Here is a 16,561-nt window from a genome sequence, read left to right as displayed (position 1 = left end):
AAGCCCCACCCGACCACACTCTAAGCAGGAAAGGGTTAGGAGAGGTCTAAAATACAGTAATAAACAGGTCTGAGGCCTTACTTAAATTAAAAGATAATGAATACATTATATAAAACTTTATTTATTAGCACATTGGGATTAAGCGTTGCATCCATAAACATATCAGCCCAAACTGCCGCTAAAGATACAACGCTTAACCGTCAGGTTTCTCTCGAAAGAGAATATACACCAACCATTCAGGATGCATCAAAAGTCAATACGCTTCCGGCTCTCCACGAACCGCAAAAGAAGCAGTACGATATAAAGTTCGAGAACAGCATCCCAAATATGAATATTGCCTCTTATCCGATTGGAAATCCAGGATCAGGCGATATCAGAACAAAAATAGACTACAGTAAACATCGTGGCTATTTCTTGTTTGGAGCAGGTATGTATTCCAACTTAGATGGTGCGGCCGGATACAGAATAGTGGATTCAAAAAATGACCGGTTAGATATTTTTGCAACCCACAATTCTACTGATGGTAAAATAAAATACCTAAATCCAAATTCTCTTCTTGACCAAGCCAAAGCTAAAAACATGGAGAATCTGATAAAAGCAAAATACAGCCACGACTTTGAATCATTAACATGGCATGTGAACGGATCATTCTTTAATAACACCTTTAACTATTATGGCAATCCCTACATATTCAGTGCGGCGGATCAAGATCCTTCTCTTTATGAAGGTTTTATGAAGAACAATCAGAATATTAATGTTATTGAAGCTGAAACAGGAATAGCATCCAAAGAACAAAACGATGCATTGTATTATTCTGCAAATGTAAAATACAATAACTTCTCTACTAAATATGGCCCCAATGTAAATTATGACGGTATTTCGGGAAGTATATTCGACGCCTTGGTTAACATTGCAGCTCCCCTGCAAACAGATCATAAAGCCGGTGTAGAAGGAGGTATATTTTTCCAAACATTTAGCAATACAGACTTTCTTCCTTTGTTAGATAAGGATCCGTTTCATAATCTGACTATTTTTAAAGCTAAGCCATATTATAGTATAGAAGGTGGAAATTTTCAATTGTCTTTAGGTGCTAACATAAATTGGGCATCTGACATTGAGAACAAATTTGTAGTTGCTCCGGCAATCAAAACATCTTGGAACTTCGATGAAAAAAGTTTATTGTATTTCAATGTAGATGGAGGCATAAATGACAATAATGTTGTAGAAATGAACCGTGTGAATCGATATATCAACCCCGCATCACGTGTATTTATTTCTCAAACATTATACGACGCACAAATTGGTGTAAGATCGGGAGTTATAAGTGGTTTTGAGTTTGACATCTTCGGCGGTTATAAATATACGAAAGACGAACACCTGTTTGTTCCAAACGAATCACCATCATGGGGTAACGTATCTGAAATGATGTATGCAAATTTAGGTGCCGGACATTTTGGCGGGGCATTAAAAACAAAATTGATCCCATATACCGATCTTTCTTTAAAAGCTCTGACTCACTTTTACAGTGTCAGCAAATATACTTTAACCGATACAGCCCCTGACAAAAAAGAAGCATGGGGACTGCCCAGCTTCACTCTTGATTTTAATGCTGATTTTTCATTTATCGAGAATCTCACGTTCTCAGTTAATTACATATTCGAAGGAGGACGTAAGACATATGTAAACAATGCTTCAACCAATATGAACAATATCAATGAGCTAAATATCAAAGGAAGCTATAACATATTAGACTGGCTATCATTCTATGTGAAAGCAAACAACGTTATGAGCCAAAAATATGAAAGATATTACGGCTATACCAATCAAGGAATTAATGCCCTTGGAGGAATAAGCTTAAAATTCTAAACTAAAGATTCTTATACAATAGAACAGCCCTTTTCTTATATTCGAGAGAGGGCTGTTTTATTATATATAGTTAAATAGCAAATCTGAGAAAAAAAAGAGATTTTGGTTATAGCCTGCTTGATGCTTTATGGCTTAATTTGCATTAAAATAGAATATATTAAACAGATATATAACAAACAATCAATTACTAACTCGAAATCTAAAGCTGTGCCCGGAAAACACATTCCATAATATCTCAATTTATATAGGACTCTCCTTCTCCTATAGGCACATTCTTGGAACAAAAGATCTTTCCTTCATTTAGGAAAGATTTTTTTGTTTCTTTAGCTAACATCAATCAGACATTTTATTATCTTTACAAGTGTTTTTGGTGTTATTCTATCACAATGCTCGATGGAATAATGAAAAGGGAATCCGGTGAAAATCCGGAACAGACCCGCTGCTGTAAGCTTCATTAAGAGTTTCTAGACAATACTCAAACCACTGTCGCAAACAGTGAACAGAAAGCAGTAAACAACAAGTTTGTTGATAACTGATAACTGTCAGCTGAAAGATGGGAAGGCTGTTTAGAAATGAAGTAAGTCAGAAGACCTGCCGGAAATAGTCCAGGCAAACAACTTTCGGGAAATAAAGTTAATGCAACGCATCATTCAAATAAGCCATTTGACCTTTAAAAATATAAAGAATGGATAAAACATGTCCTAGTTGCTCTTCTACATTCACCTGTCGAGTGGATCAGATAGAATTGTGTAACTGTACAAAATTAAATCTGGAGATAGGAGTCAGAGAATACATCAAGACCACATACGGAAATTGTCTTTGCTTTGACTGCCTGAAGAAAATAAACGACAAATTTTCACTTTTATCCGTAAGTAAAACAATTGAATAAGAAAGCTAAATTTGAAAACAGAAATTAGTCATTTATCAATTCTTCTAATACAAGTAAAATGATTAAATTTGGAAATAGATTTTGCATAAGATGAAATATACCCTCAGTGTTATCAAAAAAGATTCTAATAACTAAAATTATAAACAAAACCGAATAAACAATGCTAAACGAATTTACAATCAGTCGAGGAAAAGCGATGATTAATTTCTCGCTGAAATATTGTGACAACCGTCAGAAACTTTTGAATAGTTATGGTTTTAAAAAAGTAATCGACTCATTTATTCAGGTATTGAAGAAAGATAACGTCATTATATATGACTATTATATTAAATACTTCAATAATAAAGATGATGAATTTGCTCAATCACTTGTTCAAGTATTCAAGTTTCTAACAGTTTGTGACGAAAACGAGATAGTAAAAGTAGACAATAGATATTCGGTTTGCTTCGCAGATAAAGATCTTTTCATTGAACTTATCGAACTATTATATTCATACTGGAGACGTTTAGACCGCATCTCTATTGTACGCAACTCGAGCCTTGGCGAAGGTTTGCAAGATGTTAGGTTTACTCAGGCAAATTCTCAATTCAACGACCTTATCCTTGCAACCTATCGCCGCATCGAAGAAACGGTTATGGGATTCCAACACAGAGTATATCGTCAACTGATTGCAGGGGCTAATGCCGGTCTTATCCTGAATGACGAAGTATCATGGAATTGTCCTATTGAATATAAAGGACTATCGGCAGTGCCATTTATTAGTACTGTGATATTTCAACCACCATTGATTACTTATACTAAGCGAAATACACGTGACGGAATTTTTCAGGAACACTCTTCGAATCCCGTTGCAAATATATCTTTGAATGACGACGAATGGTTTGTATTCCCTGCTTGGGTTGGCAATATGCTTACATTTGTTTATTTCCACAAAGACTTTATCGATCACGGTTTAGGCTTGTCTAATCTGTTCGAATTAGCAACACCAAGCAGTTATATCGGTAAGAAACCCGATATGATCTATGTATTTGGTTATGCCGACGGTCATGAAGAAAAACGTACTTTCTACTACAAAGACAAACAGAATGACATCCTTATCGGATATGCAAACTATTGCGATGATATCGACTACTTCGGTTATATGAAAAAAATGCTCCTTACACTTCACAATGTGAAGCAAATGGAGAATGGTCGTTTACCAGTACACGGTGCGATGGTAAACATTGCATTGAAGAACGGAAAAGAATCAAATATCATCATCATGGGTGATAGTGGTGCCGGAAAATCTGAAAGCCTAGAGGCATTCCGCAACCTGAATGAAAAATATATCAGACACATGCGTATCATTTTCGATGACATGGGTTATTTGAATATCGAAGCTGATGGTTCGGTAAAAGGATATGGTACTGAGATCGGAGCATTTGTCCGTGTGGATGACCTTGATCCTTCATACGCTTATCAACAATTAGACCGTGGAATATATACAAATCCGGATAAAGTAAATGCCCGTGTAACTATTCCGGTTTCAACTTATGAAGTTATTTCGAAAGGATACAAAGTAGATTATATGCTTTATGCCAATAATTATACTGAGACCGATCAGAAAATTAAATTCTTCGACAATCTGGATAAAGCTATCGAGGTTTTTGAAGACGGAGCAAGAAAAGCGAAAGGAACTACAACTGAGGTTGGTTTAGTAAAATCTTATTTTGCAAACCCATTCGGACCTGTTCAGGAAAGAGAAGTTGCGGAGAAATTGGTTCGCCAATACTTCACTAAGATGAATGACAATCAAGTTAAGATCGGTGAAATACATACATCGCTTGCTATTGACGGTCAAACTAAAGAAGGTCCACGTTTAGCTGCAGAAGAATTATTCAGTCTGATAAATGAATAAAGGGCACATACCTTTTCATTACTTCTGTTAGAATAAAACAATATCTCCTTTATAATTGAGTTTATACCTTTTATAAAGGAGATATATTGAATATAAACTAATATAAAAACAAAAACTATGAGTCAATCAAATTCTTTGATGAACGACAACATAGCAATGCTCGGAAAACTACTTGGTGAAACCATCAAGGGAGCATTGGGTGAAGGCACCTATGAACGCGTCGAAACAATTCGCCAATTATCAAAAGCTTCTCATAACGGAGATACAAAGGCACATGATAAGCTGGTCGAAACTCTTCAGAATCTGCCCGACAAAGATTTTTTACCGGTTGCACAAGCATTTAATCAGTTTCTGAATCTGACTAACACTGCGGAACAATACGACACTATTTCTCAGCATGCAATGGGAAAAGATAATCCGGTGAACTTCGCCCGTATCTACAATACATTACAAGGCAAAGGTGTAAATGATGAAGATATAAAAAAAGCGATTAATGAAATATCCATTGATTTGGTTTTGACTGCTCACCCGACAGAGATAAACCGTCGCTCTTTAATTAACAACCTTAATGAAGTAAGCGAGTGCCTTCAGCAATTAGATCACGATGATATAGTAAGCTATAAACAAGAACATATAATGAGTCGTTTGAAACAACTTATTATTCAATACTGGTTTACAGCCGAAATTAGAAAAGACAGACCAACACCCAACGAAGAAGCAAAATGGGGATATGATGTTATACAAAGTAGTCTTTGGGAAGCCGTACCTTCTTTTCTCAAAGAATTCAATAAACAGCTGAAAGCATCTATAGGATACACAATTCCGGTAGAAGCTCGCCCAATACATTTCACTTCATGGATGGGTGGTGACCGCGATGGTAATCCTAATGTCACAGCAGTAGTTACTAAAGATGTATTACTTCAAAGCCGTAAGCGTGCTGCAATTCTTTTCTTAAAAGACATAGAAGTATTGGTTAAAGAACTATCTATGTTTAATTGTACTGATGAATTCAGAGCATATTTGGGAGATGCAGAAGTACAGGAACCATATAGAGCTTTAATGAAAAAGCTTCGTTCGAAACTCAAAAAGACTATTATATATCTGGATGAGAAAATCGAAGGAAAACACGTGACAATAAATGATGACATCATTTATCACAACGAGCAATTGTGGGAACCTCTAATCAAATGCTACGATTCTCTTATTGCTTGCGGTATGGAAAGTATTGCAGGCGATAAATTATTGGATACCCTACGTCGTGTAAAATGTTTTGGAGTTACCCTTGTTAAGATTGATATACGTCAGGAAAGTACCAGACATACAGAAGCATTATCGGAATTAACCCTTTATCTGGGGTTAGGCGATTATGCTGCATGGTCTGAAGCAGAGAAGCAAGCCTTCCTTATAAAAGAATTATCCTCTAAAAGACCATTGATTCCTCAACAGTGGGAACCTAGTCCCGAAACAAAAGAGGTGCTGGACACTTGTAAAGTTATTGCAGAAACTCCACAAGGTGTAATTCCCGTGTATGTTATCTCAATGGCTCGCACCCCTTCTGATGTTCTGGCAGTTCACCTGTTATTAAAAGACACAGGATGTCCTTATATGCTACCTGTAGCTCCATTATTTGAAACTCTTAATGACCTCAACAATGCTTCTGATGTTATGCAACAATTGCTGAATATCGGTTGGTATAGAGGCATCATCGGCAACAAACAAATGGTTATGATTGGATATTCAGATTCGGCTAAAGATGCAGGTGCATTGGCAGCAGGATGGGCACAATACAGTGCACAGGAAGCACTACTCAAAACATGTAATGATGCAGGAGTTTTACTTACCTTGTTTCATGGTAGAGGCGGAACAATCGGTAGAGGCGGAGGTCCTGCTAAAATAGCATTATTCTCACAACCTCCGGGATCTTTAAAAGGTGGACTTCGTGTTACCGAACAAGGAGAAATGATCCGTTTCAAATTAGGATTACCCGATCTGGCAATTTCAACATTATCTCTTTATATAGATGCCATTCTGGAAGCAAACTTATTGCCTCCTCCTGCACCTCAAGAGGAATGGAGAAAAACGATGGATGAGTTGTCGGATATTTCATGCAAAATATACCAAGACCTTGTTAGAAACAATGATGATTTCATTCCTTATTTTTATCAGGCAACACCAGAAGCAGAATTAGCTAAACTTCCTTTAGGCTCACGTCCTGCAAAGCGTAAGTCGACAGGAGGTGTAGAAAGTCTACGTGCCATTCCCTGGATTTTCGGATGGTCACAAAACAGACTCATGCTTCCGGCATGGTTAGGAGCTGGACAAGCTTTACAGCAGGTTATTGATAATGGCAAAATGAATATATTGGAAACAATGTATCAGGACTGGCCATTCTTTAATACTCGCATTAGTATGCTCGAAATGGTTTATACAAAAGCAGACAGCCGTATTGCTGCTTATTATGACCAACGATTAGTAGATAAAAACATTCAGTATCTGGGAACGGAACTACGCAACCAACTGGCAAAAGACACTGCTACCATATTAAATATTGCTCATGACAAGTCATTGATGGAAAACCTACCTCTTATTGCTAGTAATATTGCTATGAGAAATATTTACACAGTTCCATTAAACCTTCTTCAAGTTGAATTACTTCAACGCGTAAGGAGTAACGAGGTACACCCTCAGGAATTAGAGCAGGCATTAATGGTTACTATTTCGGGAATTGCTGCCGGAATGAGAAATACAGGGTGATCTTATTATGCTATTAAATAACAAAGGGGAACATAACTTATTATGTTCCCCTTTATTTATACAATGTCCCGTCCTAAAATAAGCTGGCACATAATATATATAATACTTATCTTTCCATAAGTTTATAACCTACTTTAGATATTGTAACTAATTCAACGTAAGGATTTCCTTCTAAATATTTTCTTATCTTATGTGTCAAATTATTCAAAGAGTGTTCTTTCTGATATACATCTTCTTCACCCCATAAAAGCCAAACAATACTTTCTTTGGTTACCACTCCATTTGCATTTTCGCAAAGCAAGCGTAAAAAAGCAGCCTCAGTCTTTGCAACTCTAAGCTCTTGACCATCATATTCTATTACCTGATCAATCGGACTAAACGAAAAACCAGAGAATACAAACTTCTTAGAGCCTGACTCTGTTACTCTATTTAAAAGATTATTGATTCGAGCCAATAACTCTTTTGTACCATAAGGTTTCTTTTGATAATCTACATGCCTTAGCTTAAGCCCGCGCTCAACATCTTTGAAATGAGTTTTTCCTGTGGTAAATATTATAGGTAAAGAAGTATTGGATAGTCTTACTTTTTCTGCAACTTCAAATCCGTTCATATCTCCAGCCAAATCGACATCCATTAATATAAGATCAATCGGATTTTCGTCAATTGCCTCCATTACATATTCACCTCTCTTTACATGTTGTACACCGAATCCCTCAACTTCCAGATTCTCCGACAACATAAAAGCTAAATTCTCATCATCCTCTACTAATAGTATATTTGCCATAGACATAAGTTTGTAAAATGTGCTTAAAATTAATCTGTTCTGCAAAGATAATAAAGTTTAACTTACTCTAATAAATTAATTTATCAATTTATGTTCTTTACTAATGGCAATTTTACAATAAATTGACTTCCTATATTTAATTGGCTATCAACAGAAATACTGCCACCATGCTTTTCAACAATACGTTTTACATAATTCAACCCTATGCCATGCCCTTTAGCATGAGTCGTTTTACCTACACGAGAGTACTTTTCAAAAATAACATCTAAATTTTCCCGTGAAATTCCTAAACCAGAATCTTTAACCGATATACATATATTATTATTCTCCTGATATAACCTGATTTTTATATCAATAGATTCCCTTGAATATTTTATAGCATTACTAATCAAATTCGAAACCACTTGCTCAATATGATCTTTATCAGCAAAAATCATCGGATTTTTCAATTCATTATTAATATCAATCTCGGGAGAACCCGGTGTTGTATCAATAGCATTATCAACAAGATCAAAAACAACTTTCGCAAAATCAAATTCAGTACAATGCAGCTCGAAAAGTCCTTCTTCCTCTTGAGCCAAGCTTAGCAGCATATCTGTTTTACTAGTCATTTTCACAATTTCTTGTTCGGCAATATTCAGCATACGTGTCCTTTTTTCCTCATTAACTATAATCTTTTCATTACTTAATGAATTAATAGATTGCAGCAAGACGGCCAAAGGTCGTTTAAATTCATGAGATACTTCGGAGAAGAAATCATTTTTCAGCTTAGATAATTGCCTTTGTTTCGCTAAAGTTCTCTTTTGTACATACAAACTATATATACAGAAAATTGAAAGTAGTAGAGAAAGTATCAACATCCATGCCATCTGAGGATATATTTTCCACATTGGATCAATAAGCACCAATCGAAGACCCTTTGTTTGCTTTACATTCAAGAAGATAACTTTTGAATATAAAAGATCTGACGACTTATTGGAATCCTGCAAAGACGTTTCTAAAACTTCATTAGTTTTCAGATCAATAATCTCCGAATAAAACTTCATATTAATATTATTCTGCTTCAGAAAAACTCCCGCCACACTATCTATTCTCGGCAAATTGATAGGGTACTTTCTTCCTATAAATTCTTCCATAGCTATATTCATAGCAGAGACAAGTCCTTTGTTTAGTTTTTTATCCAAACCTCTTGCATCAATTCGAGTAGCTTTTGTTGTATCAATTCCCGGAGGCGGAGTAGTACCAAAATACTCGACACTCGGTTCTTTAGATTTTTTTGATGGATCTAAACGAAGATTCAGATCCGCATCATATGTCGATTGCATGACTAAATTCAACTCACGCTGAAGCAGATCAACATTCGTTTCATACAAGCGATAAACTAATAACGCCTGCAATAAAAATATTAGACCAACAGCCAGTATAGATAATCGCGACATATAAGTATACTTCATAACAGTTGAGGTATTAAATCATTTTATCAGGTAAAAGTATTATAGGGATCAAATATAAAACAAAAACTGTAAACGCCGCCTTGTCCTACAATTATATAACAGAATACAATAATGAAAATATTAGAAAAATATTTAACCCAAAAAGCACATTTTCCAAGAAAAATATGACTATTTAGTTATATAAATATCTACTAATCAGATATATATTTGTACATGCAAAACATAATAAAAACATCAATAAAATATCAATTATGAAAAAGACAAAAATCAAAGATTTCAAAAAACTAGAAAAAAAAGATTTAAAAAAGATCCAAGGTGGCGTTAAACATTATGTATGTATCAATGGTGAATATTTTTATTACGAAGAATAAATAATTCCCGCCACAAATATAGAAAAGCTAGCCAGAAGACTAGCTTTTTTTATTCTCAATTACTTCAAATGCACCTCTACCTTTTGAGTCGGATCTGCCTCCTCATTCCTCTTATTTACAGAGGCTACAAAATTTTCAGCCAAATGAGCAAAAGCTGCACCTGTCAGCGAATTTTCATTTAAAGCCACAGGACTACCCGTATCCCCTCCTTCACAAATACTTTGAACAATGGGTATTTGCCCCAATAAAGGAACATTCATTTCCTTTGCCAGGTCTTTAGCCCCGTCTTTTCCAAAAATATAATACTTATTATCGGGAAGCTCAGCAGGTGTAAACCACGCCATATTCTCTACTAATCCGAGAATCGGCACATTCACTTTGTCATTAGTAAACATATCAATACCTTTACGGGCGTCAGCCAGAGCCACTTCCTGAGGGGTACTCACAACCACAGCTCCTGTAATAGCTAGAGTTTGAACTAAAGTCAAATGTATATCACTTGTTCCCGGAGGGAAATCAATAAGAAAATAATCCAGTTCACCCCAATTGCCATCAGTAATCAGTTGTTTCAAAGCATTTCCCGCCATAGCTCCACGCCAAACAATTGCACTCTCTTTTTTCACAAAGAAACCGATAGATAGCATTTTGACACCATACTTATCCACAGGAATTATCATTTCTTTATTTCCAACCAATTCAAGCATAGGTTGCACATCCTCCACATCAAACATTTTCGGCATAGAAGGACCAAATATATCGGCATCAAGCACACCTACTTTATATCCTTTCTTAGCCAAAGCCACAGCCAGATTAGCCGTAACAGTACTTTTTCCGACTCCACCCTTACCTGATGATATCGCAATGATGTTTTTTACTTCAGGCAGCAACTTTACAGGTGCAGGAGGAGCCTGCACTTCAGTTGTTTTAACCTCAATATTTCCTTTTATATCGACATCCGGGCTTATGTATGTTAGAATAGCTGTTTCGCAAGCTTTTACTACCGACTTAATAAAAGGATCGTTAGGCTTCTCAAAAGACATGGAGAAACTGACCTTGTTGCCGTTTATATGGATGTCCTCCGAAACCATTCCCATCTCTACGACATCCTTTCCTGTTCCGGGATAACGCACGTTTCGAAGTGCATCAAGAACCAATTTGGGATATATTTTTATACTCATCAATGTATTATTTAAATAATGTTTAAGTTATATTCAATTAAGTACCCATAACTATTTATCGCCTTGACGGAAGTAAAAACAATAGATAATTATGGTTATTAAACGTATCATTAAATATTTTCTGCCACTTATTATCGAAGACTGAATTGGGCACTTACTCTGCTCGCTTCGTCAATATCTGGGAATTACTTCTTCCATAACTCCGATAACTATCTTGTTCTATTTCAACATCAGGTTCTTGCCACTCCTTTTTATGAGCATATTCAAACTTGATATATTTAATATTTAACCCTCGAGCAATCCACTGTTGCTCATAAAATGTTTTAATTGTCAGCACATCGTCCACCAAATCCGAATGATACAAGTCATCCGTCTTGAATAAAACTTTCAGGTTATTCAGTTCAACCATTTCTGAAGTGTAAGTAAACATAAAATTACTGTCAGACTTCAGGTGAATTACTCCATCGGGCTTTAGAAGTTGACCATAAAGTTTCATAAAGCGGGTCGAGGTCATTCTTCTATTTACTTTATTCATCTGAGGATCGGGAAATGTTATCCAAATCTCAGAAATCTCACCTTGTTCAAAAAAATTAGTCAACAACTCGATATGTGTCCTCAAAAAAGCCACGTTCGATAAACCTTCTTCTAGAGATTGCTTTGCCCCCGACCACATCCGAGCACCTTTAATATCAACACCGACAAAGTTATTCTCAGGATATAATTTTGCTAATCCGACTGTATATTCGCCTTTTCCACATCCTAATTCAAGAATTATCGGATTGTCATTTTTAAAAAAAAGTTCATTCCACTTCCCTTTCATCTCAAATCCTTTCTCTTGCAATACAGCAAAAGGGTATTGAAAAACATGGGGATACTCCTCCATATTAGCAAATTTTGCTAATTTATTCTTTCCCATACTTACTATCTTAGTACTATAAATATCGTATTATAAAACAATTATCTTTTTTATCCTATCAAATAGAAATCCTATGACATAACAAGTAATACCATACAAAACAGTGTTTTTTTCGCCAGGTAAACAAGTTCAATCGATAGACAAATATACATTAAAATCAGTGCATTAAAAATACACAATATACACTTATCTAAAAAGTAATTAGAATCATTTTCTAAACATGTTTTGATATATACTTGTTTAGATAGTAAATGAAACCAAGAATTCTGAAATTGATTAATTAAAACAATAAATATTTTATGGAATACGAGATAAAACATAATCCGGATGAGAATAGATTTGAAGCCATTTCAAATCAAGAAATTATAGGAGTCGTAAATTATTATAAGGAAAATAATATAATAATTGTGACCCACACCGGAGTTAAAACAGAATATGAAGGTCAAGGTATTGCAGGAGCATTAACAAAGGCGATACTAAACTTTATAACCAAAAACAATCTTAAGATTAATCCGTTATGCTCTTACACAAAAAGTTATGTAGATCGCCATCCTGAACTCAAAAATTTACTTCACGAAGAATATGAATAACAAAAATGGTTCACTTAAATTTAAGTGAACCATTTTTATTATATCTATGATTTAAGTTGCAGAACTATTTGTTGCCTCAATAATCAAAACAAAAATAGGCAACTACATCTTTCATGTTTTCATCAAATATTCTCGATTACTTATTATCTATATACAAATTTATCCCATGTATAAGTCACAGGAACCTCCTTTAGAAAAGGTAATAATTGCTCATAATCTTCCTTAGACAGATATTTTTTTATATCATAAACTGCTGATACATTTCTATCCGTTGCTGAAAAACTAAGCTTAACCGGAGTCATATCCAATGTTGCATAGGCGTTCAGAAACGCTTCAGAATTACGATCAACTCCATTCTTTATGAAACTTTCTTTACTTGTCTCCGGAAATAAATCAGACTGAGCCAAAGGCTGCCAATCTGTTGTATAGAAATTAATCCGACTGCCACATGCAGGACCACAAACAGTGGTTATCACTCCTATTATTTGAGTATTATTGACTAACGGCAGAAGCTTAACTTGTAGATTACCGACTTTAGATGTTTGTAACGATATGAAGTCTTCCGAAAAGCCAAGTCGCTTCACTGTATCTCCCACCGCATTTACTACCGAAATATCAGTCGTATCATTTTCAGGTGCAATTAATAACTTGCGTTGATCAAGTGTAATTCCGATCAACATATCATCGGGCATAGCAATCACCAAGGGCGATATATTCTGTGCCTGCACCAAACCTGTAATCAGTAAAAAAAGTATAAAGAATATTTTTTTCATCTTTTGTGTAATCTTCTAAGGTCTAAGACCCGTCTATTTTAAGCTTGTAGAACTCTATTTATTGCTTTCATAAGTATAAGTTCTAAAACCAGTTATACCTATACAATATATCATTAAAGATTTCAGCTACTTATTTCGTTCCCAAATATAGGAAAAACATTCCTATTATTATTAAGATCAAATCTATCGCTTTGCCTTTTAAGTTTTTTTCATGGAAGAAGAATATTCCTCCGATAAATGATACAACTACAGAACTACGTCTAACCATAGATACAATAGAGATCATAGCATCGGGATCGGTCAGTGCATAGAAGTAAACAAAATCGGCTATCGTCAGAAAAAGTGACACCAAAATAATACTCCACTTCCAGCTAAAGGCTGTTGTATTCTTTCGTTTAGGATACCACAATATAATAAGTATCACAAACATCATTATACATTGGTAAAGGTTGTACCAAAACTGAACCGATGTAGAACTGATTCGCTGCATCAGATATTTATCATATAGCCCGCTCGCTGCACCGAGGATAGCTGCAATGAATATGAAAAATATCCATTTATTCTGACGAAAGTTAATACCTTCTTTTTTTCCCGTAGCAGACAATAGAAAAAACGAAACGATAGTAAGCAAAACTCCTATCCACTGATAAAAATTGAGACGCTCCCCAAAAATGAGTAACGCTCCGACAAGAGTCATTACAGGACGAGTGGCATTAATAGGTCCCGTTATAGTTAATGGTAGATGCTTAACAGCAAAATACCCGAATATCCAAGAAGATAATACAATAAGTGACTTCAGTATTATATAAAGATGAGCTTCGAAATCTACTGTAGGAACAAAGAAGATTGTATTCTCAACCAATGAAGAATCTAATCGGGATAAAAGATATAATGGCAGTAAAAATAACGTACAAAAAAATGTATTCAAGAATAATACAGGTATCACTGCATTATTATGAACCGACATTTTTTTATTTATATCATAACAACCTAAAAAGAAAGCCGAAAGAAATGCTAAACCTAACCACATAATTTATTTAAGGTCGCAGACCTATTTATTATTTAAATATCTTTATTTCGACTTCTTTAAGGTCAAATGCAGACATGCGTAACCCAAAATTCCAGCCAAAAGCGAGCTTGTAAGGATTACAATTTTAGATGTATCTATTACTTGCTGATCATCAAAAGCGAGTAAGGTAATAAAGATTGACATGGTAAACCCAATTCCTCCAAGCAATCCGACTCCAACCATATTATACCAATTGACCCCGACAGGCAATTTTGAAAATTTCGCCAATACTACGATAAGGCAAGCTAATGCAATACCGATTGGTTTGCCCAACAACAGACCACTCAGAATACCCAGTGATATAGGCTCAGCAAAAAGCGTATGCCAATCGGAAGATATAGTAACAGCAGTATTTGCCAAGGCAAATACTGGCAATATTATAAAAGTCACAGGCAGATGCAGCTTATGCATAACCACAAAAGAGGGAGACCGACCATCGGTTCTTCCGGCAAAGGGAATAACCATTGCCAGCAATACTCCCGAAATGGTAGCATGCACCCCCGATAATAACATGAAATACCACATGATCGCACCTCCTATAAAGTAAGGAATTAGCGAATAGACTTTCAATCTGTTCAATACAATAAGAAAAGCAAATATCCCCAAAGCTATTGACAAATAGAGCAACATTAAATCTTTAGTATAAAAAATAGCGATAACAAGAATAGCTCCCAAATCATCGACTACAGCCAAAGCCATAAGAAAAACTTTTAACGATACCGGCACCCGTTTTCCCAAGAGGGATAAAACGCCCAATGCAAAAGCAATATCCGTAGCCATAGGAATTCCTAAACCCGATTGGGTTGGCAAACCAAGGTTGAATAAAAGAAAAAATGCTACGGGAACAACCATTCCTCCTAGTGCTGCTGCGACAGGTAATATAGCATTACGCGGACGAGAAAATTCGCCGATAAACACCTCTCTCTTTAGCTCCAAACCAATCATAAGGAAAAAGATCGCCATCAAACCATCATTGATCCATAATTCGAGGCTTAACCCTGCCAACGAAATATTCCAAAAATGAAGGTATCCCTCCCTAAATGCCGAATTTGCAATAATTAGAGAAACTATTGTACAAAAAATCAGCACAATTCCGCCTGATTTCTCATCGTTAATAATCTTTTTCAATAGTTTATTACACATAATATTTATACATTAAATCATAACTACCTATTGCTTTTCAACTTGTCAAAGCAACAATAAACAATCGAAGAGCGAAGGTGACTCAAATAGTTCTCCGAACTTAAATTAAGATCAAAACCTTATTATTAATCCATCACAAAAATGTGATCGGGGTAATCTATTTCTTCTAAAAACAGGGCATTTCCGGGAACAGAAAAGCCGGCTACATTTCGATCTTTAGCCTCTATGATTCGTCTCATTCCTGCCTCATCAAGCTTTCCTCTCCCTGCTTCAAGGAGTGTTCCAACAATAGCACGAACCATATTCCGCAAAAAACGGTTTGCTTGTATTGTAAATATATAATCCTGTCCTTCCTGTTTCCATTGGGCGCATGTTATTTTACAATCATTCGTTTTAACATCGGTATGCAATTTACTAAAACTGGTAAAATCGATGTATTCAAACAAAACCTGACTACACTTATTCATCATTTCAACATCTATATTCCCATGCACCTTATATTTATAAGGGTACATAAACGGGTCTTTTTGAGTGGTCAGATAATATCTGTACAAACGGGAAGTGGCATCAAACCGAGCATGAGCATCTTCTTTTACGCGTACTATTTTATATATAACTATATCGTTAGGTAGGATTCGGTTCAATTTATTTGTAAGCAATACAATATCCTGCACATCAGCTTCAAAGTGAGCCATCATTTGGCGGGCATGTACTCCGGCATCCGTACGCCCTGCACCAACAATAGGTGTAGGTACACGCAACAATGTAGCCAATGATTTTTCTAACACTTCCTGTATGGAAAGCCCATTAGGTTGGATTTGCCATCCACAATAATTCGCTCCATTATAAGCCAAACACATGAAATATCTATTCATTC

The 16,561-nt window shown here is 35.6% G+C and carries 14 protein-coding genes and 1 riboswitch; of the genes, 6 read left to right on the top strand and 8 right to left on the bottom strand.

The features are described 5' to 3' along the window. The first annotated feature begins 96 nt into the window (after window positions 1–96). The 4 genes from G7051_RS10025 (at window position 97) to ppc (ending at window position 7,406) form a co-directional block, all read left to right on the top strand. Window positions 97–1,866, top strand: a complete 1,770-nt coding sequence (locus G7051_RS10025; protein WP_166199982.1) for a hypothetical protein — start codon at window positions 97–99, stop codon at window positions 1,864–1,866. A gap of 351 nt (window positions 1,867–2,217) precedes the next feature. Next, window positions 2,218–2,480, top strand: a riboswitch (cobalamin riboswitch). A 71-nt stretch (window positions 2,481–2,551) separates the two neighbouring features. Beyond that, complete coding sequence (locus G7051_RS10020) at window positions 2,552–2,755, top strand: cysteine-rich CWC family protein (protein ID WP_166199980.1); 204 nt, start codon at window positions 2,552–2,554, stop codon at window positions 2,753–2,755. Between the two features lie 160 nt (window positions 2,756–2,915). Further along, the gene (locus tag G7051_RS10015) at window positions 2,916–4,652 is read left to right on the top strand and encodes a phosphoenolpyruvate carboxykinase (protein WP_166199978.1); all 1,737 of its coding nucleotides are present in this window, start codon (window positions 2,916–2,918) and stop codon (window positions 4,650–4,652) included. A 117-nt stretch (window positions 4,653–4,769) separates the two neighbouring features. After that, a complete protein-coding gene (gene ppc, locus G7051_RS10010; protein ID WP_166199976.1) occupies window positions 4,770–7,406 on the top strand; it encodes a phosphoenolpyruvate carboxylase in 2,637 nt (878 codons plus the stop codon). 106 nt (window positions 7,407–7,512) lie between these two features. Here ppc and G7051_RS10005 read toward each other — a convergent pair whose 3' ends face one another. Next, window positions 7,513–8,190 (bottom strand): response regulator transcription factor, encoded by a 678-nt coding sequence (locus G7051_RS10005; protein WP_166114550.1) that lies wholly within the window; start codon window positions 8,188–8,190, stop codon window positions 7,513–7,515. Between the two features lie 83 nt (window positions 8,191–8,273). Continuing rightward, window positions 8,274–9,644 carry a sensor histidine kinase KdpD gene (locus G7051_RS10000; protein WP_166199974.1) on the bottom strand — a complete coding sequence of 457 codons (1,371 nt, stop codon included), beginning with the start codon at window positions 9,642–9,644 and terminating at the stop codon, window positions 8,274–8,276. A gap of 251 nt (window positions 9,645–9,895) precedes the next feature. Here G7051_RS10000 and G7051_RS09995 point away from each other — a divergent pair, with 251 nt between their 5' ends. Continuing rightward, window positions 9,896–10,015 (top strand): ComC/BlpC family leader-containing pheromone/bacteriocin, encoded by a 120-nt coding sequence (locus tag G7051_RS09995; protein ID WP_166114544.1) that lies wholly within the window; start codon window positions 9,896–9,898, stop codon window positions 10,013–10,015. Between the two features lie 59 nt (window positions 10,016–10,074). Here the strand turns inward: G7051_RS09995 and G7051_RS09990 are convergent, their stop codons facing one another. Both G7051_RS09990 and trmB read right to left on the bottom strand, forming a co-directional pair. Continuing rightward, window positions 10,075–11,187 (bottom strand): Mrp/NBP35 family ATP-binding protein, encoded by a 1,113-nt coding sequence (locus tag G7051_RS09990; RefSeq protein ID WP_166202751.1) that lies wholly within the window; start codon window positions 11,185–11,187, stop codon window positions 10,075–10,077. Between the two features lie 160 nt (window positions 11,188–11,347). Next, on the bottom strand, window positions 11,348–12,109 hold the full coding sequence (gene trmB, locus G7051_RS09985) for a tRNA (guanosine(46)-N7)-methyltransferase TrmB (RefSeq protein WP_166199972.1): 762 nt from the start codon (window positions 12,107–12,109) through the stop codon (window positions 11,348–11,350). A gap of 299 nt (window positions 12,110–12,408) precedes the next feature. Between trmB and G7051_RS09980 the strand changes: the two genes are divergently transcribed. Beyond that, window positions 12,409–12,699 carry a GNAT family N-acetyltransferase gene (locus G7051_RS09980; RefSeq protein ID WP_166199970.1) on the top strand — a complete coding sequence of 97 codons (291 nt, stop codon included), beginning with the start codon at window positions 12,409–12,411 and terminating at the stop codon, window positions 12,697–12,699. A gap of 143 nt (window positions 12,700–12,842) precedes the next feature. Here G7051_RS09980 and G7051_RS09975 read toward each other — a convergent pair whose 3' ends face one another. From G7051_RS09975 to truA, 4 genes are all read right to left on the bottom strand, one after another. After that, window positions 12,843–13,472 (bottom strand): DUF3256 family protein, encoded by a 630-nt coding sequence (locus tag G7051_RS09975; protein WP_166199967.1) that lies wholly within the window; start codon window positions 13,470–13,472, stop codon window positions 12,843–12,845. A gap of 130 nt (window positions 13,473–13,602) precedes the next feature. Continuing rightward, window positions 13,603–14,502 carry an EamA family transporter gene (locus tag G7051_RS09970; RefSeq protein ID WP_166199965.1) on the bottom strand — a complete coding sequence of 300 codons (900 nt, stop codon included), beginning with the start codon at window positions 14,500–14,502 and terminating at the stop codon, window positions 13,603–13,605. A 42-nt stretch (window positions 14,503–14,544) separates the two neighbouring features. Then, window positions 14,545–15,684: a Na+/H+ antiporter NhaA gene (gene nhaA / locus G7051_RS09965; protein WP_166199963.1), complete on the bottom strand. Its 1,140-nt coding sequence runs from the start codon at window positions 15,682–15,684 to the stop codon at window positions 14,545–14,547. A gap of 125 nt (window positions 15,685–15,809) precedes the next feature. Continuing rightward, window positions 15,810–16,559, bottom strand: a complete 750-nt coding sequence (gene truA / locus G7051_RS09960) for a tRNA pseudouridine(38-40) synthase TruA (protein ID WP_166199961.1) — start codon at window positions 16,557–16,559, stop codon at window positions 15,810–15,812. Window positions 16,560–16,561 lie beyond the last annotated feature (2 nt).

This window comes from Dysgonomonas sp. HDW5B, from assembly GCF_011299335.1.
Lineage (GTDB): Bacteria > Bacteroidota > Bacteroidia > Bacteroidales > Dysgonomonadaceae > Dysgonomonas_A.
The sequence above is the reverse complement of the archived record's forward strand: the minus strand, read 5'-3'. Positions and strand labels throughout refer to the sequence as shown.